29 protein-coding genes and 3 tRNA genes are annotated in these 26,612 nt (G+C 55.0%); 15 read left to right on the top strand and 17 right to left on the bottom strand.

What is annotated here, in order from left to right; genetic code table 11:
- Positions 1-13: 13 nt before the first annotated feature.
- On the bottom strand, positions 14-982 hold the full coding sequence (gene serB / locus H2Z33_RS04760) for a phosphoserine phosphatase (protein ID WP_003856524.1): 969 nt from the start codon (positions 980-982) through the stop codon (positions 14-16).
- A 117-nt stretch (positions 983-1,099) separates the two neighbouring features.
- On the opposite strand from serB, the gene H2Z33_RS04765 reads away from it, so the two are divergent.
- Together H2Z33_RS04765 and lplA are read left to right on the top strand one after the other, a co-directional pair.
- A complete protein-coding gene (locus H2Z33_RS04765; RefSeq protein WP_015572615.1) occupies positions 1,100-1,744 on the top strand; it encodes a YtjB family periplasmic protein in 645 nt (214 codons plus the stop codon).
- A 39-nt stretch (positions 1,745-1,783) separates the two neighbouring features.
- Positions 1,784-2,800 carry a lipoate--protein ligase LplA gene (lplA, locus tag H2Z33_RS04770; RefSeq protein ID WP_015572614.1) on the top strand — a complete coding sequence of 339 codons (1,017 nt, stop codon included), beginning with the start codon at positions 1,784-1,786 and terminating at the stop codon, positions 2,798-2,800.
- A gap of 85 nt (positions 2,801-2,885) precedes the next feature.
- On the opposite strand, the gene deoD is transcribed toward lplA, so the two are convergent.
- From deoD to deoC, 4 genes are all read right to left on the bottom strand, one after another.
- A complete protein-coding gene (deoD, locus tag H2Z33_RS04775; protein ID WP_003856538.1) occupies positions 2,886-3,605 on the bottom strand; it encodes a purine-nucleoside phosphorylase in 720 nt (239 codons plus the stop codon).
- Positions 3,606-3,731: 126 nt separating this feature from the next.
- Positions 3,732-4,955 (bottom strand): phosphopentomutase, encoded by a 1,224-nt coding sequence (gene deoB / locus H2Z33_RS04780; protein ID WP_003856540.1) that lies wholly within the window; start codon positions 4,953-4,955, stop codon positions 3,732-3,734.
- A 53-nt stretch (positions 4,956-5,008) separates the two neighbouring features.
- Positions 5,009-6,331: a thymidine phosphorylase gene (gene deoA / locus H2Z33_RS04785; RefSeq protein WP_045350103.1), complete on the bottom strand. Its 1,323-nt coding sequence runs from the start codon at positions 6,329-6,331 to the stop codon at positions 5,009-5,011.
- A gap of 99 nt (positions 6,332-6,430) precedes the next feature.
- Positions 6,431-7,210, bottom strand: coding sequence for a deoxyribose-phosphate aldolase (deoC, locus tag H2Z33_RS04790; RefSeq protein WP_003856543.1), 780 nt, complete (start codon positions 7,208-7,210; stop codon positions 6,431-6,433).
- Between the two features lie 262 nt (positions 7,211-7,472).
- Between deoC and H2Z33_RS04795 the strand changes: the two genes are divergently transcribed.
- Both H2Z33_RS04795 and H2Z33_RS04800 read left to right on the top strand, forming a co-directional pair.
- Positions 7,473-9,008 carry a YjjI family glycine radical enzyme gene (locus H2Z33_RS04795; protein WP_063135021.1) on the top strand — a complete coding sequence of 512 codons (1,536 nt, stop codon included), beginning with the start codon at positions 7,473-7,475 and terminating at the stop codon, positions 9,006-9,008.
- Complete coding sequence (locus tag H2Z33_RS04800; protein WP_017694551.1) at positions 8,983-9,843, top strand: YjjW family glycine radical enzyme activase; 861 nt, start codon at positions 8,983-8,985, stop codon at positions 9,841-9,843. Before H2Z33_RS04795 ends, H2Z33_RS04800 begins: the two co-directional genes overlap by 26 nt.
- On the opposite strand, the gene H2Z33_RS04805 is transcribed toward H2Z33_RS04800, so the two are convergent.
- The 8 genes from H2Z33_RS04805 to H2Z33_RS04840 form a co-directional block, all read right to left on the bottom strand.
- Positions 9,838-10,620, bottom strand: coding sequence for a TatD family hydrolase (locus tag H2Z33_RS04805; protein WP_032652508.1), 783 nt, complete (start codon positions 10,618-10,620; stop codon positions 9,838-9,840). The genes H2Z33_RS04800 and H2Z33_RS04805 overlap by 6 nt on opposite strands.
- Positions 10,617-11,669, bottom strand: coding sequence for a patatin family protein (locus H2Z33_RS04810; protein WP_003856550.1), 1,053 nt, complete (start codon positions 11,667-11,669; stop codon positions 10,617-10,619). The genes H2Z33_RS04805 and H2Z33_RS04810 overlap by 4 nt, the downstream gene beginning before the upstream one ends.
- A gap of 122 nt (positions 11,670-11,791) precedes the next feature.
- Positions 11,792-11,953: a DUF1328 domain-containing protein gene (locus H2Z33_RS04815; RefSeq protein ID WP_003856556.1), complete on the bottom strand. Its 162-nt coding sequence runs from the start codon at positions 11,951-11,953 to the stop codon at positions 11,792-11,794.
- A gap of 125 nt (positions 11,954-12,078) precedes the next feature.
- Positions 12,079-12,696: a molecular chaperone OsmY gene (gene osmY, locus H2Z33_RS04820; protein ID WP_015572610.1), complete on the bottom strand. Its 618-nt coding sequence runs from the start codon at positions 12,694-12,696 to the stop codon at positions 12,079-12,081.
- 303 nt (positions 12,697-12,999) lie between these two features.
- Positions 13,000-14,589, bottom strand: coding sequence for a peptide chain release factor 3 (gene prfC / locus H2Z33_RS04825; RefSeq protein WP_006810210.1), 1,590 nt, complete (start codon positions 14,587-14,589; stop codon positions 13,000-13,002).
- 92 nt (positions 14,590-14,681) lie between these two features.
- Complete coding sequence (yjjG, locus tag H2Z33_RS04830) at positions 14,682-15,359, bottom strand: pyrimidine 5'-nucleotidase (RefSeq protein WP_063135019.1); 678 nt, start codon at positions 15,357-15,359, stop codon at positions 14,682-14,684.
- Positions 15,360-15,378: 19 nt separating this feature from the next.
- On the bottom strand, positions 15,379-15,822 hold the full coding sequence (gene rimI / locus H2Z33_RS04835) for a ribosomal protein S18-alanine N-acetyltransferase (protein WP_063135018.1): 444 nt from the start codon (positions 15,820-15,822) through the stop codon (positions 15,379-15,381).
- Positions 15,791-16,204: a DNA polymerase III subunit psi gene (locus H2Z33_RS04840; RefSeq protein ID WP_023295888.1), complete on the bottom strand. Its 414-nt coding sequence runs from the start codon at positions 16,202-16,204 to the stop codon at positions 15,791-15,793. The genes rimI and H2Z33_RS04840 overlap by 32 nt, the downstream gene beginning before the upstream one ends.
- 102 nt (positions 16,205-16,306) lie before the next feature.
- Here H2Z33_RS04840 and rsmC point away from each other — a divergent pair, with 102 nt between their 5' ends.
- The 4 genes from rsmC to H2Z33_RS04860 all read left to right on the top strand — a co-directional run bounded on the left by rsmC (position 16,307) and on the right by H2Z33_RS04860 (position 17,799).
- Positions 16,307-17,335: a 16S rRNA (guanine(1207)-N(2))-methyltransferase RsmC gene (gene rsmC, locus H2Z33_RS04845; protein WP_063135017.1), complete on the top strand. Its 1,029-nt coding sequence runs from the start codon at positions 16,307-16,309 to the stop codon at positions 17,333-17,335.
- 144 nt (positions 17,336-17,479) lie between these two features.
- A tRNA-Leu gene (locus H2Z33_RS04850) sits at positions 17,480-17,566 on the top strand.
- 28 nt (positions 17,567-17,594) lie between these two features.
- Positions 17,595-17,680: transfer RNA gene (locus tag H2Z33_RS04855), tRNA-Leu, on the top strand.
- A 32-nt stretch (positions 17,681-17,712) separates the two neighbouring features.
- Positions 17,713-17,799: transfer RNA gene (locus tag H2Z33_RS04860), tRNA-Leu, on the top strand.
- Positions 17,800-17,841: 42 nt separating this feature from the next.
- Here H2Z33_RS04860 and H2Z33_RS04865 read toward each other — a convergent pair.
- A complete protein-coding gene (locus H2Z33_RS04865; RefSeq protein WP_026080652.1) occupies positions 17,842-18,111 on the bottom strand; it encodes a DUF1435 domain-containing protein in 270 nt (89 codons plus the stop codon).
- Positions 18,112-18,327: 216 nt separating this feature from the next.
- Here H2Z33_RS04865 and H2Z33_RS04870 point away from each other — a divergent pair, with 216 nt between their 5' ends.
- Positions 18,328-19,392, top strand: a complete 1,065-nt coding sequence (locus tag H2Z33_RS04870; protein WP_033486722.1) for a GGDEF domain-containing protein — start codon at positions 18,328-18,330, stop codon at positions 19,390-19,392.
- Between the two features lie 95 nt (positions 19,393-19,487).
- Positions 19,488-20,276, top strand: coding sequence for a siderophore-iron reductase FhuF (gene fhuF / locus H2Z33_RS04875; protein WP_003856570.1), 789 nt, complete (start codon positions 19,488-19,490; stop codon positions 20,274-20,276).
- 77 nt (positions 20,277-20,353) lie between these two features.
- On the opposite strand, the gene H2Z33_RS04880 is transcribed toward fhuF, so the two are convergent.
- On the bottom strand, positions 20,354-21,700 hold the full coding sequence (locus H2Z33_RS04880; protein ID WP_003856571.1) for a PTS cellobiose transporter subunit IIC: 1,347 nt from the start codon (positions 21,698-21,700) through the stop codon (positions 20,354-20,356).
- Between the two features lie 328 nt (positions 21,701-22,028).
- Between H2Z33_RS04880 and H2Z33_RS04885 the strand changes: the two genes are divergently transcribed.
- Positions 22,029-22,487: a YbaK/EbsC family protein gene (locus H2Z33_RS04885; protein WP_063135015.1), complete on the top strand. Its 459-nt coding sequence runs from the start codon at positions 22,029-22,031 to the stop codon at positions 22,485-22,487.
- Positions 22,488-22,518: 31 nt separating this feature from the next.
- Here the strand turns inward: H2Z33_RS04885 and bglJ are convergent, their stop codons facing one another.
- Positions 22,519-23,160, bottom strand: a complete 642-nt coding sequence (gene bglJ, locus H2Z33_RS04890; RefSeq protein ID WP_017383840.1) for a DNA-binding transcriptional activator BglJ — start codon at positions 23,158-23,160, stop codon at positions 22,519-22,521.
- Positions 23,157-23,894 (bottom strand): helix-turn-helix transcriptional regulator, encoded by a 738-nt coding sequence (locus H2Z33_RS04895; RefSeq protein WP_017383841.1) that lies wholly within the window; start codon positions 23,892-23,894, stop codon positions 23,157-23,159. The genes bglJ and H2Z33_RS04895 overlap by 4 nt, the downstream gene beginning before the upstream one ends.
- Positions 23,895-24,283: 389 nt before the next feature.
- Here H2Z33_RS04895 and H2Z33_RS04900 point away from each other — a divergent pair, with 389 nt between their 5' ends.
- From H2Z33_RS04900 to H2Z33_RS04915, 4 genes are all read left to right on the top strand, one after another.
- Positions 24,284-25,060 carry a threonine/serine ThrE exporter family protein gene (locus H2Z33_RS04900; RefSeq protein ID WP_063135014.1) on the top strand — a complete coding sequence of 259 codons (777 nt, stop codon included), beginning with the start codon at positions 24,284-24,286 and terminating at the stop codon, positions 25,058-25,060.
- Entirely contained in the window at positions 25,051-25,524 is a 474-nt protein-coding gene (locus tag H2Z33_RS04905) for a threonine/serine exporter (protein WP_015572605.1), read from the top strand. Before H2Z33_RS04900 ends, H2Z33_RS04905 begins: the two co-directional genes overlap by 10 nt.
- 44 nt (positions 25,525-25,568) lie before the next feature.
- The gene (locus H2Z33_RS04910; protein WP_015572604.1) at positions 25,569-26,021 is read left to right on the top strand and encodes a MarR family winged helix-turn-helix transcriptional regulator; all 453 of its coding nucleotides are present in this window, start codon (positions 25,569-25,571) and stop codon (positions 26,019-26,021) included.
- An 84-nt stretch (positions 26,022-26,105) separates the two neighbouring features.
- A complete protein-coding gene (locus H2Z33_RS04915) occupies positions 26,106-26,534 on the top strand; it encodes an organic hydroperoxide resistance protein (protein WP_003856578.1) in 429 nt (142 codons plus the stop codon).
- The last annotated feature ends 78 nt before the right edge of the window (positions 26,535-26,612 follow it).

Raw genomic sequence — 26,612 nt, forward strand, 5'->3', positions numbered from 1 at the left:
CAAAAGCAGGCCGCTATTTTTGATTAATGCTGCCGGAGAGAATGCAGAACACCCCCATCAGATCAGCATGACGGATAGTGACTTCCGTCTTTTCATTCACTTTCGGCTTGGCATGGTAGGCAATACCCAGCCCGGCAACTTTGATCATCGGCAGATCGTTCGCGCCATCGCCGATGGCGACGGTCTGCTCGACCGGAATGGCATATTTCTCCGCCAGACGCGTCAGCGTATTGGCTTTGTACTGCGCGTCCACGATGTCGCCGATGACCTGTCCGGTGAGTTTGCCGTCCATGATCTCCAGCTCGTTTGCCACCACGGTGGTCAGACGCAGCTTGTCACGCAGGTAGTCGGCAAAGAAGGTGAACCCGCCGGAGGCAATCGCCACTTTCCAGCCGAGCGTCTCCAGCTTGAGCACCAGCTGCGTCAGCCCAGGCATCAGGGGCAGTTCATCGCGCACCTGACGCAAAATGTTAGCATCGGCCCCCTTCAGGGTCGCCACGCGCTGTCTCAGGCTGGCGGTGAAATCCAGCTCGCCGCGCATCGCGCGCTCGGTGACTTCCGCCACCAGCTCGCCGCTGCCCGCCAGTTTAGCAATCTCGTCAATACATTCGATCTGAATGGCGGTGGAGTCCATGTCCATTACCAGCAGGCCGGGCGTTTTCAGGTGCGGAATTTTGCCGAGGGGGGCAACGTCCAGCCCGGCGTCGTGCGCCAGACGCGTGGCGCGCTGCGTCAGGGAACCCGCCAGGCGAATAACCTGATAATCTTCCACGCACCAGGCCGCAACGATGACCATCGCTGCGCCCAGTTTGGTTTGATACTGGGTGAGGCGTTGCTTATCCAGGCCGCGTCCGTACAGCAGCCAGCCGCTACGGCCAGCGTGGTAATCGAGAGGCATCACCTCATCGCCACTTAAAGAGAGCGGCAATCCTGGCCATAAAGAGACATCCGTTGGCAGGTCGCACCAGGTAATGTTCGGCATTGAAGCTCCTGTAATTTCGTTCGCGCCGGAAGGTTCCAGAGGGAAAATAACGCATGAGGCTACCCTGTAACCATCACTTCTGGCAACATTAAGCCGTAAATTTTAAGCAGGTGGAATATGGCTCGCGCAAAACTGAAATTCCGGCTTCATCGCGCCGTGATTGTCCTGATCTGTCTCGCACTATTAGTGGCGCTGATGCAGGGGGCATCCTGGTTTAGCCAGAATCACCAACGACAGCGTAACCCGCAGTTTGAGGAACTGGCCCGGACGCTGGCGCGCCAGGTGACGCTCAACGTTGCGCCGTCTATGCGCACCGAAACGCCGGATGATAAGCGAATAGCCCAGGTATTGCGCCAGCTTACGGAAAACAGCCGCATTCTGGATGCGGGCGTGTACGATGAACAGGGCGACCTGATTGCCCGCGCGGGTGAGCATGTCGACGTGCGCGACAGGCTGGCGCTGGATGGCAAAAAAGCCGGGGGTTATTTCAACCAACAAATCGTCGAACCCATTCAGGGCAAGAATGGTCCGCTCGGCTATTTACGTCTGACACTCGACACCCACACCCTGCCAACCGAAGCCAAACAGGTGGATAACACCACCAATATTTTGCGCCTGATGCTGCTGCTCTCGCTGGCGATTGGCGTGGTACTGGCGCGCACGCTGCTCCAGGGCAAACGCACCCGCTGGCAGCAGTCGCCGTTCCTGTTAACCGCCAGCAAGTCGGTTCCCGAAGAGGAAGAGAGCGAGAAGAAAGAATAGTGATAAAGTAGGCGGATGATTCGGAAAAGGAACTCTGCCATGTCGACGTTACGCCTGCTAATCTCTGACTCTTACGATCCCTGGTTTAACCTGGCGGTGGAAGAGTGCATCTTCCGCCAGATGCCTGCCACCCAGCGCGTCCTGTTTCTCTGGCGCAACGCCGATACGGTCGTTATTGGTCGCGCGCAAAATCCGTGGAAAGAGTGTAACACCCGCCGTATGGAAGAGGACAACGTCCGCCTGGCGCGCCGCAGCAGCGGCGGCGGTGCGGTGTTTCACGATCTGGGCAACACCTGCTTTACCTTTATGGCGGGCAAGCCGGAATACGACAAAACCATCTCGACCTCCATTGTGCTTAACGCGCTCAATTCACTCGGCGTGACGGCTGAAGCCTCGGGACGTAACGATCTGGTCGTGAAAACGCCTGAAGGCGACCGGAAAGTGTCAGGCTCAGCCTACCGCGAAACGATGGATCGCGGATTCCACCACGGCACATTATTGCTGAATGCCGATCTGAGCCGTCTGGCAAACTATCTGAATCCGGACAAGAAAAAGCTCCAGGCTAAGGGAATTACCTCCGTGCGCGGTCGCGTGGCGAATCTGGTGGAGCTCCTGCCGGGGATTACCCATGAACGCATTTGCGATGCGATCCGCGAGGCCTTTTTCAGGCATTACGGTGAACGCGTAGAAGCCGAGGTGATTTCTCCGGATAAAACCCCGGATCTGCCAAACTTCGCGGAAACCTTCGCCCGCCAGAGCAGCTGGGAGTGGAATTTCGGTCAGGCACCGGCGTTTTCACACCTGCTGGATGAGCGATTTACCTGGGGCGGCGTTGAGCTGCACTTTGACGTCGAGAAAGGCCATATCTCTCGTACTCAGGTATTTACGGATAGTCTTAATCCGGCACCGTTAGAAGCGCTGGCTGCACGTTTGCAGGGCTGTCTCTATCGGGCAGATATGCTGCAACAGGAGTGTGACGCGTTACGTGTTGATTTTCCGGAACAGGAACAAGAGTTGCGGGAGTTATCGGCGTGGATTGCGCAGGCAGTACGCTAATAAAAAAGCCCGCTGGCGCTCTGCTTAGCGGGCCTGGAAAACCGCTGGCCGGGTCAGGCGAAGCCGCCACCCGGCACAACAGGTATTACTCTTTATCGCCGAGCAGAACGGATTCCAGCGCGATTTTGATCATGTCGTTGAAGGTGGTCTGACGCTCGGCAGCGGTAGTCTGCTCGTGGGTACGGATGTGGTCAGACACGGTGCAGATGGTCAGCGCTTTCGCACCGAATTCAGCCGCCACGCCGTAGATACCGGCCGCTTCCATTTCCACGCCCAGAATGCCGTATTTTTCCATCACGTCGAACATGTCGCCTTCTGGCGAGTAGAACAGATCGGCAGAGAACAGGTTGCCCACGCGCGCGTCAACGCCCAGCGCTTTTGCCGCGTCAACCGCGTTACGCACCATGTCAAAGTCAGCGATGGCTGCAAAATCATGATCTTTAAAGCGAATGCGGTTGACTTTAGAGTCGGTGCACGCGCCCATGCCGATCACCACGTCACGCAGCTTAACGTCCATGCGCACTGCGCCGCAGGAGCCGACACGGATGATTTTCTTCACGCCGAAATCGGTGATCAGCTCTTTGGTGTAGATGGAGCAGGATGGGATACCCATGCCGTGACCCATCACGGAGATTTTGCGGCCTTTATAGGTGCCGGTGAAGCCCAGCATGCCGCGCACGTTGTTCACTTCACGCACGTCTTCGAGGAAGGTTTCTGCAATGTGCTTCGCGCGCAGCGGGTCGCCCGGCATCAATACGACGTCAGCGAAATCACCCATTTCTGCATTAATGTGAGGAGTTGCCATCTTCAGTTCCTTTTACATTGTTGTTTTTGCCGGGTGGCGGCTACGCCTTACCCGGCCTACATTCTGTTTCTCCCTCTCCCGGTGGGAGAGGGCCGGGGTGAGGGCATCAGGCCGCACCCAATCCGTTTAGAACATAGCCTTGCCATATTCCATGTCAGACGTACCAAAGTATTTCGCAATCGTCTGGCCGATGTCCGCGAAGGTCTCACGGTGACCCAGCGAGCCCGGTTTGACTTTCGGGCCGTACACCAGCACCGGAATGTGCTCACGGGTGTGGTCGGTACCGGTCCAGGTCGGGTCACAGCCATGGTCAGCGGTCAGGATCAGAATGTCATCTTCCCCCACCAGCTCCATCAGCTCTGGCAGACGGCGGTCAAACAGCTCCAGACCCGCAGCATACCCGGCGACGTCGCGACGGTGGCCCCAGGAGGAGTCGAAGTCCACGAAGTTGGTGAAGACAATGGTCTTATCGCCCGCTTCTTTCATCTCTTTGATGGTGGCGTCGAACAGCGCATCCAGACCGGTCGCTTTGACCTTTTTGGTAATGCCGCAGTTGGCGTAAATGTCCGCGATTTTACCCACGGAAACCACGTGGCCGTCTTTCTCGTCGACGAGTTTTTGCAGCACGGTCGGCGCCGGTGGCTCCACGGCCAGATCGTGACGGTTGCCGGTACGCTGGAAGTTACCCGCTTTGTCGCCGATAAACGGACGCGCGATAACGCGGCCAATGTTGTAGCCGCCTTCGGTCAGCTCTTCACGGGCGATCTCGCACAGCTCGTACAGTTTATCCAGGCCAAACGTCTCTTCATGGCAGGCGATCTGGAACACGGAGTCAGCAGAGGTATAGAAAATCGGCTTGCCGGTTTTCATATGCTCTTCGCCGAGCTGATCCAGAATCACGGTACCGGAAGAGTGGCAGTTGCCGAGGTAGCCCGGCAGGTTGGCGCGCTTCACCAGCTTATCGAGCAGCTCCTGCGGGAAGCTGTTCTCGTGATCGGAAAAGTAACCCCAGTCAAACAGCACCGGCACGCCGGCAATTTCCCAGTGGCCGGACGGAGTATCTTTCCCGGAAGAGAGCTCGTGCGCCCACGCGTAGGCGCCCACCACTTCCGCGTTACCGTCCATACCGGCTGCGATCTTACCGGTAGAGCCTTCATGCGCTTTTACCAGCCCCAGACGGGTCAGGTTTGGCAGGTTCAGAGGGCCTTTACGACCGTTGTCCGCTTCGCCTTTTGCACAGGCTTCCGCGATGTGACCCAGGGTATCGGAACCCACGTCACCAAATCGTTCTGCATCTTCGGTTGCGCCGATGCCGAATGAGTCCAGCACCATAATAAATGCACGTTTCATAATTGTTCTCCGTACTTAGTGCTTCATAAAAATGCGATCAGATCAGTATACCGCTATTCAGTGATACGACGATAGACCGTCGGTGTGGTTTCCGGTGCTTTATCGTCAAGAGATATTGCCGCCTTCACCGCTTTCGCCGCGTCCTGCCAGCTGGCTTCATCTTTCGCGTGGATCACCGCCAGCGGACGTTGGCCGTCAACGCTGTCGCCCAGACGGGCCATATCGGTAAAGCCGACGCTGTAATCAATGGTGTCCGATGCCTGACGACGACCGCCGCCCATAGACACAACAGCCATGCCGAGCGCGCGGGTATCCATAGCCGAGACAAAGCCTTCGCTGTCCGCATAGACCGCTTTGCTGAGCATCGCGGTGGGCAGGTATTTCGCGTAGTTTTCCACGAAGTCGGTCGGGCCTTTCTGCGCCGCCACCATCCGACCAAAGATCTCCGCCGCTTTGCCGTTGTCCAGCACCGCCTGAAGCTTCGCGCGGGCTTCCGCGTCGTCTTTGGCCAGCTTGCCGGAGATTAACATCTCAACGCACAGCGCCGTGGTGACATCGAACAGGCGCGGGTTACGGTATTCGCCTGTGAGGAACTGCACGGCCTCACGGACTTCAACCGCGTTACCGGCGCTGGAGGCTAGCACCTGGTTCATGTCCGTCAGCAGTGCAGTGGTGCGCACGCCCGCGCCGTTGGAGACGCCAACGATCGCTTCGGCCAGCGCCTCAGAGAGTTCATAGGTTGGCATAAACGCGCCGCTGCCCACTTTCACATCCATCACCAGCGCATCCAGACCTTCCGCCAGTTTTTTGGCAAGGATAGAGGCGGTGATCAGCGGGATGGAGTCTACGGTCGCGGTAATGTCACGCGTCGCGTAGAAACGCTTGTCAGCCGGAGCAAGAGAGCTGGTCTGGCCGATAATCGCCACGCCAACGTCTTTAATAATGTCGCGGAAGCGGTTGTCATCCGGGAAGATATCGAAGCCCGGAATGGCTTCCAGTTTGTCGAGCGTACCGCCGGTATGACCCAGGCCGCGCCCGGAAATCATCGGGATGTAACCGCCACAGGCTGCCACCATCGGGCCAAGCATCAGGGAGGTCACGTCGCCCACGCCGCCGGTGGAGTGTTTGTCCACAATCGGGCCGTTAAGGTTGAGGCTTTTCCAGTCCAGAACGGTTCCTGAATCTCGCATCGCCATGGTCAGCGACACGCGCTCAGGCATCGACATATCGTGGAAGAAAATGGTCATCGCCAGAGCCGCAATCTGCCCTTCAGAGATGGTGTTATCACGAATGCCATTGATAAAAAAGCGGATTTCTTCGTCGCTTAATGCATGACCATCACGTTTTTTACGAATAATTTCTTGTGCGAGAAACACGGTAACCTCCATGCGGAATCGGGTGAATGGCGGCGGATATGTTGACCCGCCCTACGATCCTGTAGGCCGGGTTAGCGTAGCGCCACCCGGCAATTCAACTTAGTAGCTGCTTGCGCTCTTACCGTCACCGTGACCCAGCGCTTTCAGCAAGCTGGCCAGCAGGCTGGACGCGCCGAAGCGGTAGTGGCGGGAATCAGCCCAGTCGGCGCCGAACAGCTCGTCGGCAATCGCCAGGAACTGCTGCGCGTCTTCCGCGGTACGCACGCCGCCCGCCGGTTTGAAGCCAACGGTTTTGGACACGCCCATATCACGGATGACTTCCATCATGATGCGTGCGCTTTCCGGAGTAGCGTTGACCGGCACTTTACCGGTAGAGGTTTTAATGAAATCCGCGCCCGCTTTGATGGAGATTTCAGACGCCTTACGAATCAACGCCTCTTCTTTCAGCTCGCCGGTTTCGATGATCACTTTAAGCAGCACGTTTGCCGCCGCACACGCGTCTTTACAGGCTTTCACCAGGTCAAAACCGACCTGCTCGTTGCCGGCGATCAGCGCGCGGTACGGGAATACCACGTCAACTTCGTCCGCGCCGTACGCAATCGCCGCGCGGGTTTCTGCCAGCGCGATCTCGATATCGTCATTGCCGTGCGGGAAGTTAGTTACGGTGGCAATGCGCACGTCCGGCGTGCCCTGCTCTTTCAGCGTTTTGCGGGCAATCGGGATAAAGCGCGGGTAGATACAGACGGCGGCGGTGTTACCCACTGGCGTTTTCGCCTGATGGCACAGGGCGATGACTTTTTCATTGGTGTCGTCATCGTTCAGGGTGGTCAGGTCCATCAGTTTCAACGCGCGCAGGCTGCTTGCAGTTAAATCGGTCATAACATTCTCCAACGGCAGTGCCGTATAAATTTTACCTTGCGGGTCTGTGAGTATTCTAACATTCACCCGCATCCACACTTCGACATTCATCACAGTTAATGAAAACTGTGTGCAAATTTGCATTACTGTAATGAGATCTTCTTCAAATTTTAGTGCGTTAATTGCTGACTAAATCGGCGATATCCCCTGTCTGATCAAAAGCGCCACCAGGCTGGCTTCCTACAATTCGTTCACCATCCGCAGAACAACCAAGGAAGTGAACATGCCCGACGCCCTGCAACAACGTTGCCAGCACATTGTGACCAGCCCGGTGTTAACCCCGGAACAAAAACGTCATTTTCTGGCGCTGGAAGCGGAGAACAATCAGCCCTATCCCGCTCTGCCAGAGGCGGCCCGGGCCGCGCTGGACGAGGGATTCATCTGCGACATGTTCGAAGGCCATGCGCCTTACAAACCGCGCTACGTGCTGCCGGACTACGCTAAATTTCTGGCTAACGGCTCAGAATGGCTGGAGCTGGAAGGGGCTAAAGATCTGGATGATGCCCTCTCGCTGCTCACTATCCTTTATCACCATGTTCCGTCCGTCACATCAATGCCGGTCTATCTGGGCCAGCTCGATGAGATACTCAGCCCCTATGTTAAAATTCTAACACAGGATGAAATCGATAGCCGAATAAAACGTTTCTGGCGTTACCTGGACAGAACCCTGCCCGATGCGTTTATGCATGCCAATATCGGCCCGGCGGATACGCCTGTCACCCGAGCCATCCTTCGCGCGGATGCCGAACTGAAGCAGGTTGCGCCGAACCTGACCTTTATCTACGACCCGGATGTAACCCCCGGCGATCTGCTGCTGAGCGTGGCGGAAAACATTTGTGAATGTAGTAAACCGCATATTTCTAATGGCCCGGTGAATGATAAAATTTTCACAAAAGGTCGCTATGGCGTGGTGAGCTGTTACAACTCCCTGCCGCTGGCGGGCGGCGGCAGCACGCTGGTGCGCCTTAACCTGAAAGCGATCGCGGAACACAGCCGCTCACCGGAAGACTTTTTCACCCGTACCCTTCCCCACTACTGCCAGCAACAAATCGCGATCATCAATGCGCGCTGCGATTTTCTATATGAACAATCCGGTTTCTTTGAGAATAGCTTCCTGGTGAAAGAGGGGCTGATTGATGCCGATCGCTTTGTGCCGATGTTTGGCATGTACGGTCTGGCCGAAGCGGTGAATGTGCTGTGCGAGAAAGCAGGCATTACGGGACGTTACGGTAAGAACGAACAGGCCAATGCGCTGGGCTACCGCATCAGTGAACAGCTTGCGGCGTTTGTTGAAAACACGCCGGTGAAACACGGCTGGCAGCACCGCGCGATGCTGCATGCCCAGTCTGGGATCAGTTCCGATTCTGGCACCACGCCGGGCGCGCGTCTGCCGTACGGCGACGAACCGGACCCTGTCAGCCACCTGCTGGCCGTGGCGCCGCATCATAAACACTATCATTCGGGGATCAGCGATATTCTCACCCTGGAGGAAACGGTTAAACGCAATCCTCAGGCTGTGGTGCAGCTGTGCCTGGGGGCGTTCAACGCCGGTATGCGTGAGTTCACCGCGAATGTAGCCGGAAACGACCTGGTGCGCGTCACCGGGTATATGGTGCGGCTCTCCGATCTGGAGAAATACCGGGAGGCCGGCTCGCGCACCAACACCACCTGGCTCGGCGAGGAGGCCGCGCGCAATACCCGTATTCTGGAACGTCAGCCGCGCGTGATAAGCCATGAACAGCAGATGCGCTTTAGTTAGTCAGGTCATACCCTTCTCCTGCGTGGACGGGCCGGGCAGCCGCCTGGCGTTGTTCCTCCAGGGCTGTAACCTGCGCTGCAAAACCTGCCACAACCCGTGGACGATAGGGCGCTGCAACGACTGCGGCGACTGTGTTCCCCACTGTCCTCATGATGCGCTGGCAATTCAGGCCGGGCGCGTCTGGTGGCAGGAGAGTCACTGTCAGCAGTGCGACACCTGTCTGCACCTGTGTCAGCAGCAGGCGACGCCGATGGCGCAGCGCTATAGCGTCGAGGAGATCCTCTCCCGGGTTCGCACGTCCGCGCCGTTTATTGAGGGCGTGACCGTCAGCGGGGGTGAGGCCACCACGCAGCTGCCGTTTTTGGTTGCGCTGTTCACCGCGATCAAAGCCGATCCGTCCCTGCGCCATCTGACGTGCCTGGTGGACAGCAACGGCCTGTTAAGCGAAACCGGCTGGCAAAAGCTGTTACCGGTGTTTGACGGCGCGATGGTGGATCTGAAAGCCTGGGGCAATGAACATCACCGTTTTCTGACCGGGCGCGAAAACACGCAGATCAAGCAGAGCATCCGCTGGCTGGCCGATCGTCATCGCCTGACGGAGCTGCGCCTGCTGGTGATCCCCGCTCGGTGTGATTATCTGCACCATCTGCCATCGCTGACCGCTTTTATCCACGCGTTGGGGAACGTTCCTGTGCGGATCAACGCGTTTCATGCTCATGGGGTTTACGGGGAGGCGGCGCGATGGCGGAGCGCCACGCCGGAGGACATCGAGCCGCTGGCGCAGGCCCTGGAACGGCAGCAGATCACGGTGATCCGCCCGGCCCTTTATTTATAGCGTGATGCCGAAGACCGCGCGGGTGTTTTCCAGCAGCGCGCTGGCAATCACATCTTCAGGCTCCTGACGCAGCTCACACAGCACATCAAAAACGCGTGCCGCCTGCTCCGGGCGGTTGGGCTGGCCCTGAAAACCATTCAGCGGCATGTCAGGCGCATCCGTTTCCAGCAGGAGCGAGGTCAGCGGGAGCTGCGCCATCACATCACGGGTTTTGCTGGCACGCGGATAGGTAATGGTGCCACCGACGCCAATCTTATAGCCCAGCTCAATAAAACGCTGCGCCTGCTGAAGGCTTCCAGCGAAACCATGGACCACGCCCCTGCGCGGCACGTCGATACGCTTCAGGTGCATCGCCAGTTTGTCATGGGTACGTCTGGAGTGGAGGATCACCGGCAGATCGTGGCGCTTTGCCAGCCGGAGCTGCGCATCCAGGATCGTCTGCTGGCGCTCAAACTGCGGATCTTCACGATAGAGATCGAGGCCGATCTCACCGATGGCAACCAGCTTCGTATCCGCATTTTGCAGCGTGGCATCCAGCCTGTCGAGATGGTCATCAAGATGGTGCTCAATAACGATCGGATGCAGACCCAGCGCGGCATACAGCGCATCGTGCTCCCGGGCAAGCGCCAGAACTTTGTCGAATCTCGCCGCTTCAATAGCGGGCACAATAATGGCTCTCACACCGGCCTCAGCCGCGCGCGCAATACTTGATGTTTCCTCCCCGCTAAACGGCGGGAAATCAAAGTGGCAATGGGTATCGATAAAGCAGTGCGTCACGCCAGATCCTCGTTATCGAGTAAGCCATCGTTGGCCTGCGGCGCGTCCACCAGCGGCATCGCCACCGCGTCATTGGCCACAACGGCAGGCGGCAAAATGATGCTTTTATGCCGATGAAGAGGCGGTTGCTCCGCCAGCATTTTCCCGACGGTCGCCAGGAAGTAACGCCCGCACAGCCGCCCCGTTTTGTAATCCATACGCAACGCAGGCAGCCGACTGCCCAGCGCCATGCTCAACAGCGGCTTAGGCGGATAAATTTCAAAGATGCGCAGCTTGCCCGGTGGTTTTTCAATAAAACGCTGCATCGCGCCGTAGGTGGTTTCATGCTGCTTCGCGATATTCACCAGCGGTTGCAGGCTGCTGTCGCCCAGCCAGCGTTCCATCCGCTTAAACCACTGTGGGGTGTAATACATCTGCGAAGGCACCGTGCGGATCACCACAATGGTTTTTGCCCCGCGCCGCGCCGCCTCCTGTACCGGCACCGCGTCGCTGATACCGCCGTCAAGATAGCTTATCCCCTCCAGCAGGGCGCCGGTGCGGTAGAATCCCGGGATCGCGCTGGACGCGCGGATGATATCCAGCCAGTTCTCTTTCTGCGGCGAAAAGTAACCCGGCGAATAGTCATCGCCACGGCTGGCGCACATCCAGAACTCTTTGCCGGTATCGAACAGACGTGACGCAGTATCCATGGCCAGCGGCATCTGGCTGGAGGTGGCATCCAGTAACCAGTCGAGATCGATCAGGTTCCCGCCGCGCACGAAGCGTACCGGATTGAAGAATTCTTTCGAGGTGGTGTAGCGCATAATCACTTTGCGCGCATAGCCGGGCTGGTTGCAGACATAGGCGGAGAGGTTCTGCGCCCCGGCAGAGGTGCCGAAATAGAGATCGAACGGGTTGAATTGCGCGCGCATAAATTCGTCGAGCACGCCGGCGGTGAAAATACCGCGCTGCCCGCCCCCTTCACAGACCAGCGCAAGCTGGCCTGCATGAAACGGTTTTAACGTCAGCGGCGCAATATTGCCGAGCGTAACGGGAATTCGTTGCCCCACCTCTGCCTTCCTGTTTTCATTATTTTGATGAGACACAGTAACGCACTTCCCCGGTGGTTCTCAAACGAGAAAAAGCCAGTCACGAGGACTGGCTTGAGTTTGTTTAATAAATATTGCGTTTGCTACGGGCGACGTCGACCCGTAAACAGGCTGACCAGGAACAGAATAATACCGACGACGAAGACAATTTTCGCTGCCCATGCCGCGGTACCCGCCAGTCCACCAAAGCCCAATGCGGCGGCAATTAACGCGATAACCAGAAATATAATGCCCCAACGAAACATAAGCCTCTCCTTTACCATAGTTAATGTCGGCCGCTAAACGTGAGCGCTCAGGTCACTCACCGGCTTTTTCAGAATCGTTTTTATTTCGCCCGCGGTTTTCAGCCTGACGGGCGAATGGTACTGCTTTACTTCGTTTTCAGATCGTTTTTGACGCTTTTCACACCATCAATAGCTTTCGCAATTGACTCGGCACGATCGCTTTGTGCCTGATTCTCAACCGTACCGGACAGCTGGACCACACCATCGGTGGTTTCAACTTTCACCATACGGGATGGCACGATGTCGTCAGCTAACAGTTTAGCTTTGATTTCGCTGGTAGTTGCTGCATCTCCGGCATAGCCCTTCACCGACGATTCTTTGCTGTCACGTACGTGCAATTTGTCGCTGACGGAGCTTACGCCCTCAACGCCTTTTGCCACTTTAACGGCTTCTTCAGCCTGGGTCTGGCTTTCAACGAAACCGCTCAGGGTGACAACCTTGTTGTCGGTTTTAACAGAAATATCGGTGCTCTTGATGGATTCGTGATCCACCAGTGCGGCTTTCACTTTTGCTGTGATTGAGCTGTCATCCATGAAATTACCGACTTTATTCATAGAGCTATCGATTTTTTCCCCTGCGGTATTGGCGGAATTTTGCGCTTTATCCATGGTGCTGGTTTCCGCCAGAGCAGAACCGCTTACCAGGACACTACCCAACGTTACGGCCAGCAGAGTTTTAGAAATCTTCAGTCTTGTCATATTCATCGATTTATTCCTGTGTTTTGCCCATTATTTGGGCGACATACTTCCCTAATCTTGGTTTTATATATTGCGAATTAACACCGGGGCAAAATGGAGAACCAATGGACATGCATTGAACAGTTAATTCATCCACACCCGGTGCTAAACACTGAGTTAAATATAGATCACAATCAGAGGGGTGCATTCAGAATTGGGGAAAAAACGAACGAATAGCGAAAAATTGCGGTGAATTAAGAACATTCCGCAAGGGTTTAATAACACAGGAATTAAAGAAGAGCACGGCGGCTGCCGTGCTCTGAAAGGAAATTAATGCTCGCGCGTTTTGCGGAACTGAACATCAGGGTAACGTTCCTGCGTCAGGTTCAGGTTTACCATGGTTGGGGCGATATAGGTCAGGTTATCGCCACCGTCCAGCGCCAGCTGAACTTCGTTCTTACGTTTAAATTCTTCGAATTTCTTCACGTCTGAACATTCAACCCAGCGGGCGGTCGCCACGTTCACCGATTCGTAAATCGCTTCCACGTTGTACTCGCTCTTAAGACGGGCAACCACCACGTCGAACTGGAGCACACCCACCGCGCCCACGATCAGATCGTTATTGGCGATTGGGCGGAACACCTGTACCGCGCCCTCTTCGGAAAGCTGGACCAGGCCTTTCAGCAGCTGCTTCTGCTTCAGCGGATCGCGCAGGCGAATGCGGCGGAACAGTTCTGGCGCGAAGTTAGGGATACCGGTGAACTTCATCATTTCGCCTTGCGTGAAGGTATCGCCAATCTGAATGGTACCGTGGTTGTGTAAACCAATGATGTCACCCGGATAGGCTTCTTCTACATGCGAACGGTCGCCCGCCATGAAGGTCAGCGCGTCGGATATCACTACGTCTTTACCGATACGGACCTGACGCAGCTTCATGCCCTTTTCGTACTTACCGGAAACCACGCGCATAAAGGCGACGCGGTCGCGGTGTTTCGGGTCCATGTTGGCCTGAATTTTAAAGACGAAGCCGGAGAACTTCTCTTCCTTCGCTTCTACTTCGCGGGTGTCGGTTTTACGCGGCATCGGCTGCGGGGCCCACTCAACCAGACCGTCGAGCATATGGTCAACGCCGAAGTTGCCGAGTGCGGTACCGAAGAAGACCGGGGTAATTTCACCGCTCAGGAACAGCTCTCTGTCGAACTCATGCGACGCGCCTTTAACCAGCTCCAGCTCATCGCGCAGCTGGGCGGCCAGCTCTTCACCGACAGCGGCGTCCAGCTCCGGGTTGTCCAGACCTTTCACAATGCGGACTTCCTGAATGGTGTGGCCCTTACCGGTCTGGTACAGGTAGGTTTCGTCTTTATAGAGGTGGTAAACCCCTTTGAACAGCTTGCCGCAGCCAATCGGCCAGGTGATTGGCGCGCAGGCAATCTTCAGCTCGTTTTCCACTTCATCCATCAGCTCCATCGGATCACGGATGTCACGGTCGAGTTTGTTCATAAAGGTGAGGATCGGCGTATCGCGCAGACGGGTGACTTCCATCAGCTTGCGGGTACGATCTTCAACACCTTTCGCGGCGTCGATCACCATCAGGCAGCAGTCCACCGCCGTCAGCGTACGGTAGGTATCTTCGGAGAAGTCTTCGTGCCCCGGGGTATCCAGCAGGTTCACCAGGCAGTCGTGATACGGGAACTGCATCACGGAGGTGGTAATCGAAATACCACGCTGCTTTTCCATCTCCATCCAGTCGGATTTAGCATGCTGGCTGGAGCCACGGCCTTTAACGGTACCCGCGGTCTGGATCGCCTGTCCGAACAGCAACACCTTCTCGGTGATGGTCGTTTTACCGGCATCCGGGTGCGAGATAATGGCAAAAGTGCGGCGTTTGGCCACCTCTTGCAGATAAGGAGACAACGTCATAATCAATTCTTCTTAGGTAAGCGCGGCAGCAGGCCGCGCATCATGGAATACGAAAAATGCGGCTATTTTACCCATCAACAGGGGGCAGGCAATCATTGTTTACACAGGAGCTGCTCCAGTTCGTTCAATGACGTAACGGTCCAGGTCGGCTCGATGCCTTCCGGCAGCGTGCGACCATGCGCATTCAGCCAGACGGTCGACAGGCCCGATCTCATACCTCCCAGAATATCAGATTCTGCCGTATCCCCCACCATCAGCACGCGATCGCGGTCAGGATTGCCCGCTTGCGCCAGCGCATAATCGAAAATACGCGGATCCGGCTTCGGTACGCCCACCTCTTCGGAGATCACCAGCGCGTCGAAATGATCGCGCAGGCCGGTGCGTTCAAGGCGGATCTGCTGAAGCGCGGTAAAGCCGTTGGTAATGATCCCAAGCTTCACCTTCCCTTTCAGCGAATCCAGCAGAGAAACGGCGCCGGGCAGCGGCGCGCAGATATCCGCCATCGCATTCAGGAAGGCCTCGTTCAGCACCCCAGGACTGACGTTTAACCGTTCAGCCCACACGTCAAAACGCTGATGCTGAAGCTGTAACGCGGTGATGGCTCCGTTCTGGTAATTCACCCACAGCGGTTTGTTCACCGCCTGATAGTCCTGAAAATCTTCCGCGGTGAACGTCACGCTATAGTCGAGAAACATCCGCTGTAGGCCGCCGAACGAGTCAAACGTAAACAGCGTTTCGTCGGCATCAAAGAAAATCCAGTCCCATTTCATCGTTACAACCTTATTTTCGTTATCCAATCGGCAGAGCCATGATAATGGCGTCTTCACGTCCCTCTGCGGTGGGGTAGTAGTTACGGCGGATAGTCGCCTCGTTGAAGCCTAAGCTTTCATAGAGCGCGATGGCGGCGACATTGGACGCGCGCACCTCCAGCCACAGGGTGAAAACGTCACGGGTTTCCAGCTCACGAATGAGGTGCTCAAGCAGTTCCCTGCCCAGCCCGCGGCGCTGGTAAGCGGGATCGACCGCAATATTAAACAGCGTCGCCTCGTCCAGAACGACCTGCGTGATGGCGAACGCAGCCATCGCACCGTCAACGTCCAGGCGGAGATTTAAATAGCGTTCGCCCTGATTGCTGTCAAACGTCTTTTCGCTCCACGGAAAGGCATGGGCGCGGGTTTCAATCGCGAACGCGGTGGTCAGGTCAGCCGTCGTGAGGGAAGAAATCGTGTTCATATTCGCAAATTTGTTGCCATAGCGCGCTACGCGCTTTTGGGTTGGCTTTCAGTTCGTCCAGCGCTGGCGAACTGATCTGGCTTCCTTCAAGAGGTAGCTCGTCCACCGCCCCGATTCGCCAGCTGTTACAGCGGCTGTCAGGGGGAAGCATCGCGACGCTTTCAGGCGCCAGCTGTAATACCTGATCGCGGGTCACCTTCAGGGTGCGAAGGACATCCTCAATCAGGGGCTCGTTCAGGGCAGGCGGCGCTTCTGCCACCATCACCAGGCGGACATGCGCAGGGATGGAGATGGCTATTTCGCCCCGCAACGCCGTCGGGCGACGCAAAGCCCACTGGGTAATGCCCAGCTGCTGCAACTGCCAGTCTCGTCGGGATGTCATAGCGAAAACTCCTGTCTCTCAGGCGCGCAAATATAGCAAATGTGTCGAAACTGCGCCATCTACCTACTATAATCCCCGCCTGAGTTTATTGAGGAACAATTCATGTCTGCATTTACCCCGGCAAGTGAAGTCTTGCTGCGTCACAGTGATGATTTCGAAGAAAGCCGTATTCTGTTTGCCGGAGATATGCAGGATGACCTGCCCGCGCGTTTCGACTGTGCTGAAAGCCGTGCCCACACCCAGTACTATCACCACTGGCAGGTGCTGAGCCGCCAGATGGGCGAGCGCGCGCGCTTTAGCCTGGCGGCGGAGCAGAGCGATATTGCTGACTGCGATACGCTCATTTACTACTGGCCGAAAAACAAGCCGGAAGCCCAGTTCCAGCTGATGAACCTGCTTTCTCTGCTGCCGGTCGGATGCGATATTTTTGTTGTCGGTGAGAACCGCAGCGGGGTGCGTAGCGCAGAGCAGATGCTCGAAGCCTGGGCGCAGCTGACGAAAATCGACAGCGCCCGTCGCTGCGGACTGTACCATGGTCGTCTGGAAAAACAGACCACCTTCGATGCCGACGCTTTCTGGGACGAGTACCAGCTCGACGGCCTGACCATTAAAACCCTGCCGGGCGTGTTCAGTCGTGATGCGCTCGATACGGGCAGCAAGCTGCTGCTGTCCACCCTGACGCCTCACACCAAGGGCAAGGTGCTGGACGTCGGCTGTGGCGCGGGCGTGCTGTCAACGGTTCTCGCCAGCCACTCACCAAAAGTGCGTTTAACCCTGTGTGACGTGAGCGCCCCGGCAGTAGAAGCCAGCCGCGCCACGCTTGCTGCGAATGGCATAGAAGGTGACGTGTTTGCCAGCAACGTCTTCTCCGACGTGACCGGTCGCTTTGACATGATCATCTCTAACCCGCCGTTCCACGACGGAATGGAGACCAGCCTTGAAGCGGCGCAAACGCTGATCCGTGGCGCAACCCGTCACCTCAACAGCGGCGGTGAGCTGCGTATCGTAGCGAACGCCTTCCTCGCGTACCCGAAAGTGCTGGATGAAACCTTTGGCTTCCACGAAGTGATCGCCCAGACGGGCCGCTTTAAGGTCTATCGCACCGTGATGACGCGCCAGGCGAAAAAGTAACCCCCCGGTCCGGCGATGGCTGACGCTGCCATCGCCCATTTTTGCAGCAATCAAAACAACGTGCGCAATTTTCTGTTGACGTAAAGCTGAAAACATCTAGAATGCGCCTCCGTGGTTACGATACTTTTACAGTGTCGATGGTATGCGAAGGTGGCGGAATTGGTAGACGCGCTAGCTTCAGGTGTTAGTGTCCTTACGGACGTGGGGGTTCAAGTCCCCCCCCTCGCACCATAAATCACGTTGATATTGCTCGCACTGGGCGAAGGTGGCGGAATTGGTAGACGCGCTAGCTTCAGGTGTTAGTGTCCTTAGGATGTGGGGGTTCGAGTCCCCCCCCTCGCACCAACGAGGCGATATCAAACCAGTAAGATGACTGTGCGAAGGTGGCGGAATTGGTAGACGCGCTAGCTTCAGGTGTTAGTGTCCTTACGGACGTGGGGGTTCAAGTCCCCCCCCTCGCACCAATTATCTTACATCCCCTCAGCAGTGCCTCCTGTTTTTCCCTTTTATTTCAAACTCATCAGAATCACCAGCAGTCCACTGATTAGCGCAACGCATGATGGCAGCAGCACGTAATGCCGTAACTGTTTGTGCCAGATCATTGCGGATGTCACCAGCAAGCCTGAAACAATCATTGCTTTCCAGACATCAATGGGGAGATCGGCAAACATTAGCCCACCGATAATGGAACCAGGCAGTAATATTCCCCACCCACTTCCCAGCGCTTTGCTCAACATGGTTTCACCTCTCGCACTGATAATGATAACCAGTATCATATGATAGTAATTATCACTTGTCAGTATGCTACGTAAGAAATTGCGCCAGCAATTGCTTTCCCATAATGACAGAGAATGTGTAAGGTGATAAATTGCCCACCTGTTAACTTCCGATAAAGTTTTTCTGATAATAAAAATTCAATTTTTTAGCGCCCAATATTACACAACAACACCTTGCTCATTGTTTTAATTGAGTTTTAATAAAAACGCACGCATATGACATCACAATCCTGGCTGTCTTTAGTCAACAAGAAATATCAGCTATCTTTACGTTTGTTTTTATTTCTGAACGCCGCATCAGCATTGTTCTCGGTAACAAACCCTCTCTATTCCGTGCGTGTGTTATCAGTCCCGCTCTTTGCCGTACTGACTATCAGCACAGGCTTACTTATCTGGCACTGGAAAAACAGCACGCGAAAAATAAATATCCCTGTTGTTTCAGCTATTTTTGGTCTTTTATGGGCCTGGCAGATCGTCTCTAAATTTCTGTTAATCACGCACGATCACGCGACCTATTTAATGATGGCGCTATTAACAGTGCTTTTTATAGGGTCTCTGGCGTTCGCAAGTAATATTAAAGCCTTTACGTTACATTCATTTCCCGCTTTTATATCCTGCCTGTGGCTTAGTCCGTCCGAAAACTGGCTGAGAATGGCCTATTTTTTCGCGCTGCCGGTGGTCGCCATTGGTATCCATCATGTTCTTCAGCGGCGCAATGACCGTTTCGCCCAGGAGCTGCTTTCCGAACTGCTGGAGGAGCGCGAAACCCTGACCGATCTCAGCATGATGGACCCGCTCACCGGCCTATATAACCGTCGCGGGCTGCAAAGCCGGCTGGAGAATCTTCCCAGGCCTGACGCTGGCGAGCACTTCGTGCTGCTGATGGATATCGACCACTTCAAAGCCTACAACGACCATTATGGCCATATGATGGGCGATCAGGCCTTGATCAGGGTCTCGGCTGCGATACGCGACGCCGTGCGCTCACGCGATGTTGTCGCCCGGTTTGGCGGGGAAGAATTTATGGTGCTGTTGAGTAACATCCCGCTGGAGCAAGCGCGACAGACGGCTGAACGCATACGTCAGAAGGTTTACGATCTTAAAATCCCCCATATGTTTAACGAAAGCGTCGCCACTAACGTGACCATCAGCATCGGCATCGCCATGTTCGAGGGTGAAGACGTTGAAGGCGCGCTGGCGAAAGCCGATAAAGCCCTCTATGAAGCCAAGCATATGGGACGCAACAGCATTCTGCTGAGCGACGAGCTTCATACCGCCTGAAACCGCCTTCACAGCGCCAGGATAAAACGCTTGCGCTCGGTTTTATCTATAGTTAGGATTGGCAATCATTATCATTTAGATTTGTAATCCACACTATGGCGACTCGTACCGCACACATCGTTGAGCCCCTGCTCTGGCGAGCTCCACTCTCCGCCGGGGAAACGACGCTTGCGGATGCCATTCGGGAAAAAATTGCCGTAACGCGCGCCCATCTGCTGGATTTCATCAAACTGGATGAAGCACCGCCGCATCATGCTCTGACGCTGACTGAGTGGCAACGCCCTGCGGAGCTGCGGTCACTGCTGGCAACCTATTCCGACCATATTTATCGTAACCAACCTACCCTGACGCGGGAAAACAAACCGCTGTTATCCCTCTGGGCACAGTGGTATATCGGGCTGATGGTGCCGCCTGTCATGCTGGCCCTGTTGACCCAGGAAACGATGCTCGATCTCTCGTCGGAACATTTCCATGTTGAGTTTCATGAAACCGGGCGTGCTGCCTGTTTCTGGATTGATGTACACGAAGATCCGAGCGCGAGACACCTGTCAGCGCAGGCGCGTATGGAACGGCTGATTACAAGAGCGCTGGTTCCGGTCATTGATGCGCTGGAAGCGACGGGAGAGATTAACGGCAAACTGATCTGGAGTAATACCGGGTATCTTATCCACTGGTATTTAACGGAGATGAAGCCGCTGCTCGGCGACGAGAAAGTGGATGCACTGCGTCAGAGCTGTTTCTTTGCCAGACAGCTGTCGGATGGACGGGATAACCCTCTTTACCGCACCGTGGTTCCGCGTGAGGGACTTCTGGTACGTCGTACCTGCTGTCAGCGCTACCGTCTGCCGGACGTGCAGCAGTGTGGCGATTGCACGCTTAAGTAGTCTGGCCCGGCCTGAAACCCGCAGAGAGAGGGAACAAACATTAAAAACGGCAACCTGCGTTGCCGTTTTGCTTTTACCTAAGCGACCTGCTGATTTTCCTCTTCTCCATTACGCTGTGCTTCTTCCGCTTCCTGCTGAAGCAACTGTTTCTCGTACACCTTGAAGAACGGGAAATAGATAATGGCGGAAACGCAGGCCAAAACCAGCACCAGAATGGCTGCACGGAAATCCCAGCCCAGCGCCCAGGCGGCACCAACCGGAGCCGGTGCCGTCCACGGCACAACGGAAATCACGCGGCCAATCAGATCAAACTTCATCGCTGCCCATGCCAGCACGGCATTAACCATCGGCGCCAGCAGGAAAGGAATAAAGAACACCGGGTTCATCACAATCGGCGTACCGAAAATCACCGGTTCATTGATATTGAAAATGCTTGGTACCACGCTCAGACGTCCAATGGAGCGCAGGTGCGCGGAGCGGCTACGCAGATAGCAGAACACCAGCCCCATCGTCGCCCCCGATCCGCCGATAACGATAAAGAACGTCCAGAAGGCTTCCATAAAGATGTGTGGCAAAGGCTGGCTCGCCGCCAGCGCGGTCTGGTTCGCCCCCAGGTTTGTCAGCCAGAACATTTGCAGCATCCCGGAGACAATCGCCGCGCCGTGGATCCCGGCAAACCACAGCAGGTGGCCAATCAGCACCGCCAGCAGGATCGCAGGCAGCGAGTCAGCCGCAGAGACCAGCGGTTTGAATATCGACATGATGGCCTGTGGGATCAGCATACCGAACTGCGACTGGATCAGCAGGCTCAGCGGGTATAGCGTGAGCACCACTACCAGCACCGGGATCAGCAGGTCAAACGAGTTTTTGATCATCGGTGGAACCTGGTCTGGCAGGCGGATCCCGATATTGTGTGCTTTCAGGAAACGCATCATCTCAACGCAATAGATCGCCACCAGAATCGCGGTGAAAATACCGGTCCCTCCCAGGCTATCCACCGGTAAAGCGCCTTTGGTTTTAGGGGCGGCGACCAGCAGGAACGCCATCAGCGACAGCATCGCGCACATGAACGGATCCAGCTGATGCGTTTTAACGTAATGTTTGCCCAGGTTGTAGGCAATAGCCGCACAGATATAAAGGGACATCACCCCCATTGTCATATCAAACGGCGTCAGAATTTGACCTTCAAACTGCTTCGCCATATCCAGCCAGGCGCGAGCAAAACCCCAGGTGGTATCTGGCGAAAAAGGCGGGTAAGCGAACACTAATAAAAACGAGCCTACAATCATAAACGGCATCGCTGAGATAAACCCGTCACGAATAGCCATAACGTGACGCTGGGAAGAGATGCGCCCGGCAATAGGGCTGACATAATTTTCAACGAAGCGGAAAATCAGATTAAATGCAGCGTGGTTGGCAGACATAGCAGATCTCCTGTCAGACGTTCGTTTTGGACGCTCTCACGTCACACGTTGTTCCATACATCAGCGTCACAACCTTGCCGGATCGTGTACCTGCGGTACTGCTCAAACGGAATGGTTTCATAATTAGCTCTTATTATTAGATACAGGGGAAGTTACACACTTAGTATTAATCTCTGCATCATGCTCTGCAACCGGTTACTGTAACCGGTTTCTGTGAATGTGAAGGCGATCCAGAAATCGCCCCTGACGGATATTTGTTACTTAAGGGATATTTACAGCGACTAAATTCTTATGACAGATTACGCAGGATATTTGTCAGGAGGAATCAATGAGTTTGCAGTCTGTACAACAGTTTTTTGCCGAACACGCTCCGGATATAGAGATCATTGAGCTTAACCAAAGCACAGCGACTGTTGCCCTTGCTGCTGCCGCGCACAACGTTGAACCCGGCCAAATTGCCAAAACGCTGTCACTGAAAATTAAAAATGACGTGATTCTGGTGGTTGCAAAAGGCGATGCGCGTCTGGATAACAAAAAGCTTAAAGAGACATTCGGCGCAAAAGCCCGCATGCTCAGCAGCGATGAGGTAGTCACCCTGACGGGTCATCCTGTTGGCGGCGTCTGCCCTTTCGGACTGGAAAATCCGCTCTCTGTTTACTGTGACATCACATTAAAACAGTACGCGGAAGTGTTACCCGCAGCGGGTGCCATCCACAGTGCGGTGCGTATATCGCCCGACAGAATGGCGGAGCTGACCGCAGCAAAATGGGTCGATGTCTGCACTTAAACGTTGCGCCAGAAGAACTCTGGCGCACCACTTAACGCTGAGAGAATGAAGGAACGGTGAGAGCTGAACGACGCACTTCCCGGGCAGGGAGATGCGCCAGGATATCCGCCGCATCCAGTAATCCCACGTCAGAATTGACGCCCAGCTTTACCATTGCGTTAAACTTATGCGCCCGGATGGTTTTAATATTGCGTTCAAGCTGCGCCGCAATTTCAGGGATTGAAAATCCCGATGACATATAACGCAGTATTGCCCTTTCGGTTGGGCTTAACATACGATTCTGGCTAACACACCAGTGATTGTACATGTTGTCATTCACCTGATGCGTTTCGCTGAGTAATGTCTCCAGCCCCTCCATTAGCTGCTTTAGCGGAACCGATTTACTGATTATCCCATGCAAGCGAGAAGGCGAAAGATGGCTGACCAGCCTTGCCTCCATTTCGTCAGAGGCCAGCACGATACGCTGGACGTCGCTGTGGGTGAAGGTGAGATCCCGTAAACAGGCCAGACAGTTTCTCCGCTCTTCACGCTCATCAGACAGTGAATAGATAACCGCATAGAATGAGATATCCGAGAGCGCCGCTTTAAAGCTGGCGAATCTGCTAAACAGGTGCACCTGGTAATGGCTCAGGGCGGGCATCGCAAAGAGATGCTTCAGCCCTACAGCGCTCATTGAGCAGCTTTCGATGACGGCGATATGTCTTGTTGCAGTGGTCTTTTCCATTCCTCAAACTCTCCATAAGCCGACATTAAACTGAGTTCTCGCATTCCCTGGGTACTGCTTATCCACGCGTACATATCGGCATTACTGCGAAGTGATAAGCGGCGCATTGCACTGTTTTTCTGTGCACTGATCGTTTTATTACTTTTATTCAGCAGCGTGGCTATTTGGTTGATTCCCCAACCTTTACCTAATAAACGCAACACCTTGCGTTCAGAGTGGGTGAGCGCAATCATTTGCTCACTCTCTTCTTCAATATCGGACGTTTCCGGTATTAATAACGTCTGGCTTATTCGCTCGGCACGTTCACTGCCCGCGCGAATAGCGTTAATAACGCCTTCGATCGGTTCCATATCCGAAAGCAGCGTGCTTTCCGGACGCATAAGAAGCTCTACTGCAAGTGGATAAAGGGGACGCGAGACAAGGAATATCCAGTGAATGTCCCGATACTGATTCATTAATCCATAATACTGCTCAAGCGTGCCGCGAGGATTACGATACTCACCTGAAATATCGGCAATAACGACCCCAGCGCGACGCAATTGTAGTAGCGTCAACTCCTGCATCGAACGGCAGTACGTTATTTCAAAATCAGGAAAATGACGCGTCATGACGCCACCTAGCCCATTTTGCATAACTGGCACTCTACTAATCACCACTCCGTGTTTACCATTCAATGGCAACATAGACCCTCCCTGTCATGAATTCATTATTTAAGAACGAACTAACCCTACGAGTTTAAACACGCTTGCATCCCTCAGTACAAAACGGCTTAATACTCGCAAATCAGAAGAAATATCACATGGGTTAAGAAACGCCCAATACTGGCTTAATATCGCATAAAGACCACAAAACTTTAATTAAGATTGCGTGAAAAGATTGAAAATATGAAATTAGAAATACTTAATATATTGTCTTTATAAATCTCTATTTTTATATTCATTAAACAAATAGAAAGTGCGGTTTTCTCCCCCTGCTCACGCGACTGATTGCACAAATGTTGATCTGGCCCAGCGCAAAGGGCCCTGCCCTTTGTGTTAAAAGTAAGCAATCTCTCTTCTCTTCAGGGCGTTTCATGCAGGCAGATCGGTCTACGCAACGTGCTACCACGCGGCTATGTATTCAGTGCGGGCTTTTTCTCTTACAACACGGGGCAGAAAGCGCCCTCGTGGAAGAACTTTCCACACGCCTTGGGCTGGCGCTGGGGATGGACAGCGTTGAGAGCTCCATCTCGTCAAATGCCATTGTGCTGACCACCATTAAAGACGGGCAGTGCCTCACTTCCACCCGTAAAAATCATGACCGCGGCATTAACATGCACGTCGTGACGGAGGTACAGCACATCGTGATCCTTGCCGAACACAAGCTGCTCGATCTGCGGGAGATAGAGAAACGCTTCAACCAGATCAAACCTCTCCGGTATCTACGCTGGCTGGTTGTGCTGATGGTGGGACTCTCCTGCGCCTGCTTCTGCAAGCTCAACGCGGGCGGCTGGGACGGCGCTGTCGTGACCTTCTTTGCCAGCAGCATCGCGATGTATGTCCGCCAGTTGTTGACGCACAGGCAACTGCATCCGCAAATTAACTTCTGCATCACGGCGTTCGTGGCGACAACCGTATCCGGCCTGCTTTTGCGCCAGCCTTACTTCGCCAGCACGCCTACTGTTGCGATGGCCGCCAGCGTATTGCTGCTGGTGCCGGGTTTTCCCTTAATCAACGCCGTCGCTGATATGTTCAAAGGCCACATCAACACCGGTCTGGCGCGCTGGGCGATAGCCAGCCTGCTGACGCTGGCGACCTGTATCGGGGTGGTAATGGCCATGACACTCTGGGGGTTACGCGGATGGGCGTGATGGATTTTCTGCTCGCACTGGCGCAGGACATGCTCCTGGCAGCCCTTCCCGCCGTTGGCTTTGCGATGGTGTTTAACGTACCACAGCGTGCATTACCCTGGTGTGCGCTGCTGGGTGCCATTGGCCACGGCTCACGTATGATCATGATGACCTCGGGCTTTAATATCGAATGGTCGACGTTTATCGCCTCCATGCTGGTCGGCAGCATCGGTATTCAGTGGTCCCGCTGGTATCTGGCGCACCCGAAAGTGTTCACCGTGGCGGCAGTCATTCCTATGTTCCCGGGCATTTCAGCCTATACGGCGATGATCTCCGCCGTCAAAATCAGCCACTTTGGCTACAGCGAACCGCAGATGATCCTGCTTCTGAGCAATTTCCTTAAAGCCTCGTCGATTGTGGGCGCGCTCTCCATCGGCCTGTCGATCCCCGGATTATGGCTTTACCGCAAACGTCCACGCGTATAATAAAATCGCTTGCAATTGTATTGTGCGCTATCTATATTCATTTCATGGACGCAAAAACGAACGACACCACCAACGCGCTTCTGCTGGATAACCAGCTCTGTTTTGCCCTCTATTCGGCAAATCTGGCGCTTAACAAGCTGTACCGGCAACTGCTGGCGCCGCTTAACCTGACTTACCCGCAATACCTTGTGATGCTGGTGCTGTGGGAGCAGGATGATATCACGGTGTCAGACATTGGCGAGCGGCTGTTCCTGGATTCCGCCACGCTGACTCCCCTGCTGAAACGCCTGGAAAGCGCAGGATTAATCTTCCGCCAGCGTTCCCGTCAGGATGAGCGTCAGGTCGCCGTCACCCTGAGCGACGCGGGTCGGGCGCTGCAACAGCAGGCCGTGACGATACCCCACGCCGTGGGCTGTGCAGCGCAGTGTGATACCGACACCATGTTGGCGCTCAAGCAACAGCTCGAACTTTTGCGCCAACAGCTTCATCGCGCGTAAGGCTATACTTTACGCGTCTGATTCTAACTTAATACATCGCGCGCTATTTAATAGTGCATATAAACGTAAGATGAGGAACCTGCCATGTCTTTAGAAAAAGTTGTCTACACTGCCAAAGCCAAAGCAACTGGAGGCCGTGATGGCCGCGCAACGTCTTCCGATGGCGTTCTGGATGTCAAACTGGGTGTGCCAAAAGAGATGGGCGGCATGGGGGGTGAAGTAACCAACCCTGAACAGCTGTTCGCTGCGGGCTACTCCGCCTGCTTCCTGGGCGCAATGAAGTTCGTTGCGGCACGCGACAAATTCGCTCTGCCAAAAGACGCCTTTATTGAAGGCGAAGTGGGGATTGGCCCGCTGCCAACCGGTTTTGGTATCGAAGCGAAGCTGAACATCCACGTTGAAGGGATGGACGCAGCGGAAGCCAAAAAACTGGTGGATGCAGCGCATATCGTCTGTCCGTACTCTAACGCGACGCGCGGCAATATCGACGTGACGCTGAACATCATCGCGTAAACTGCCGCCTGTGATTTTAGCCCCGGTAAGCGTAACGCCGCCGGGGAAATCCTCTCCTTTCCTCCCCCTCTCTCTGTG

This window comes from Enterobacter sp. YSU (genome assembly GCF_016082135.1).
In the GTDB taxonomy this organism is placed as follows: Bacteria; Pseudomonadota; Gammaproteobacteria; order Enterobacterales; family Enterobacteriaceae; genus Enterobacter; species Enterobacter hormaechei_C.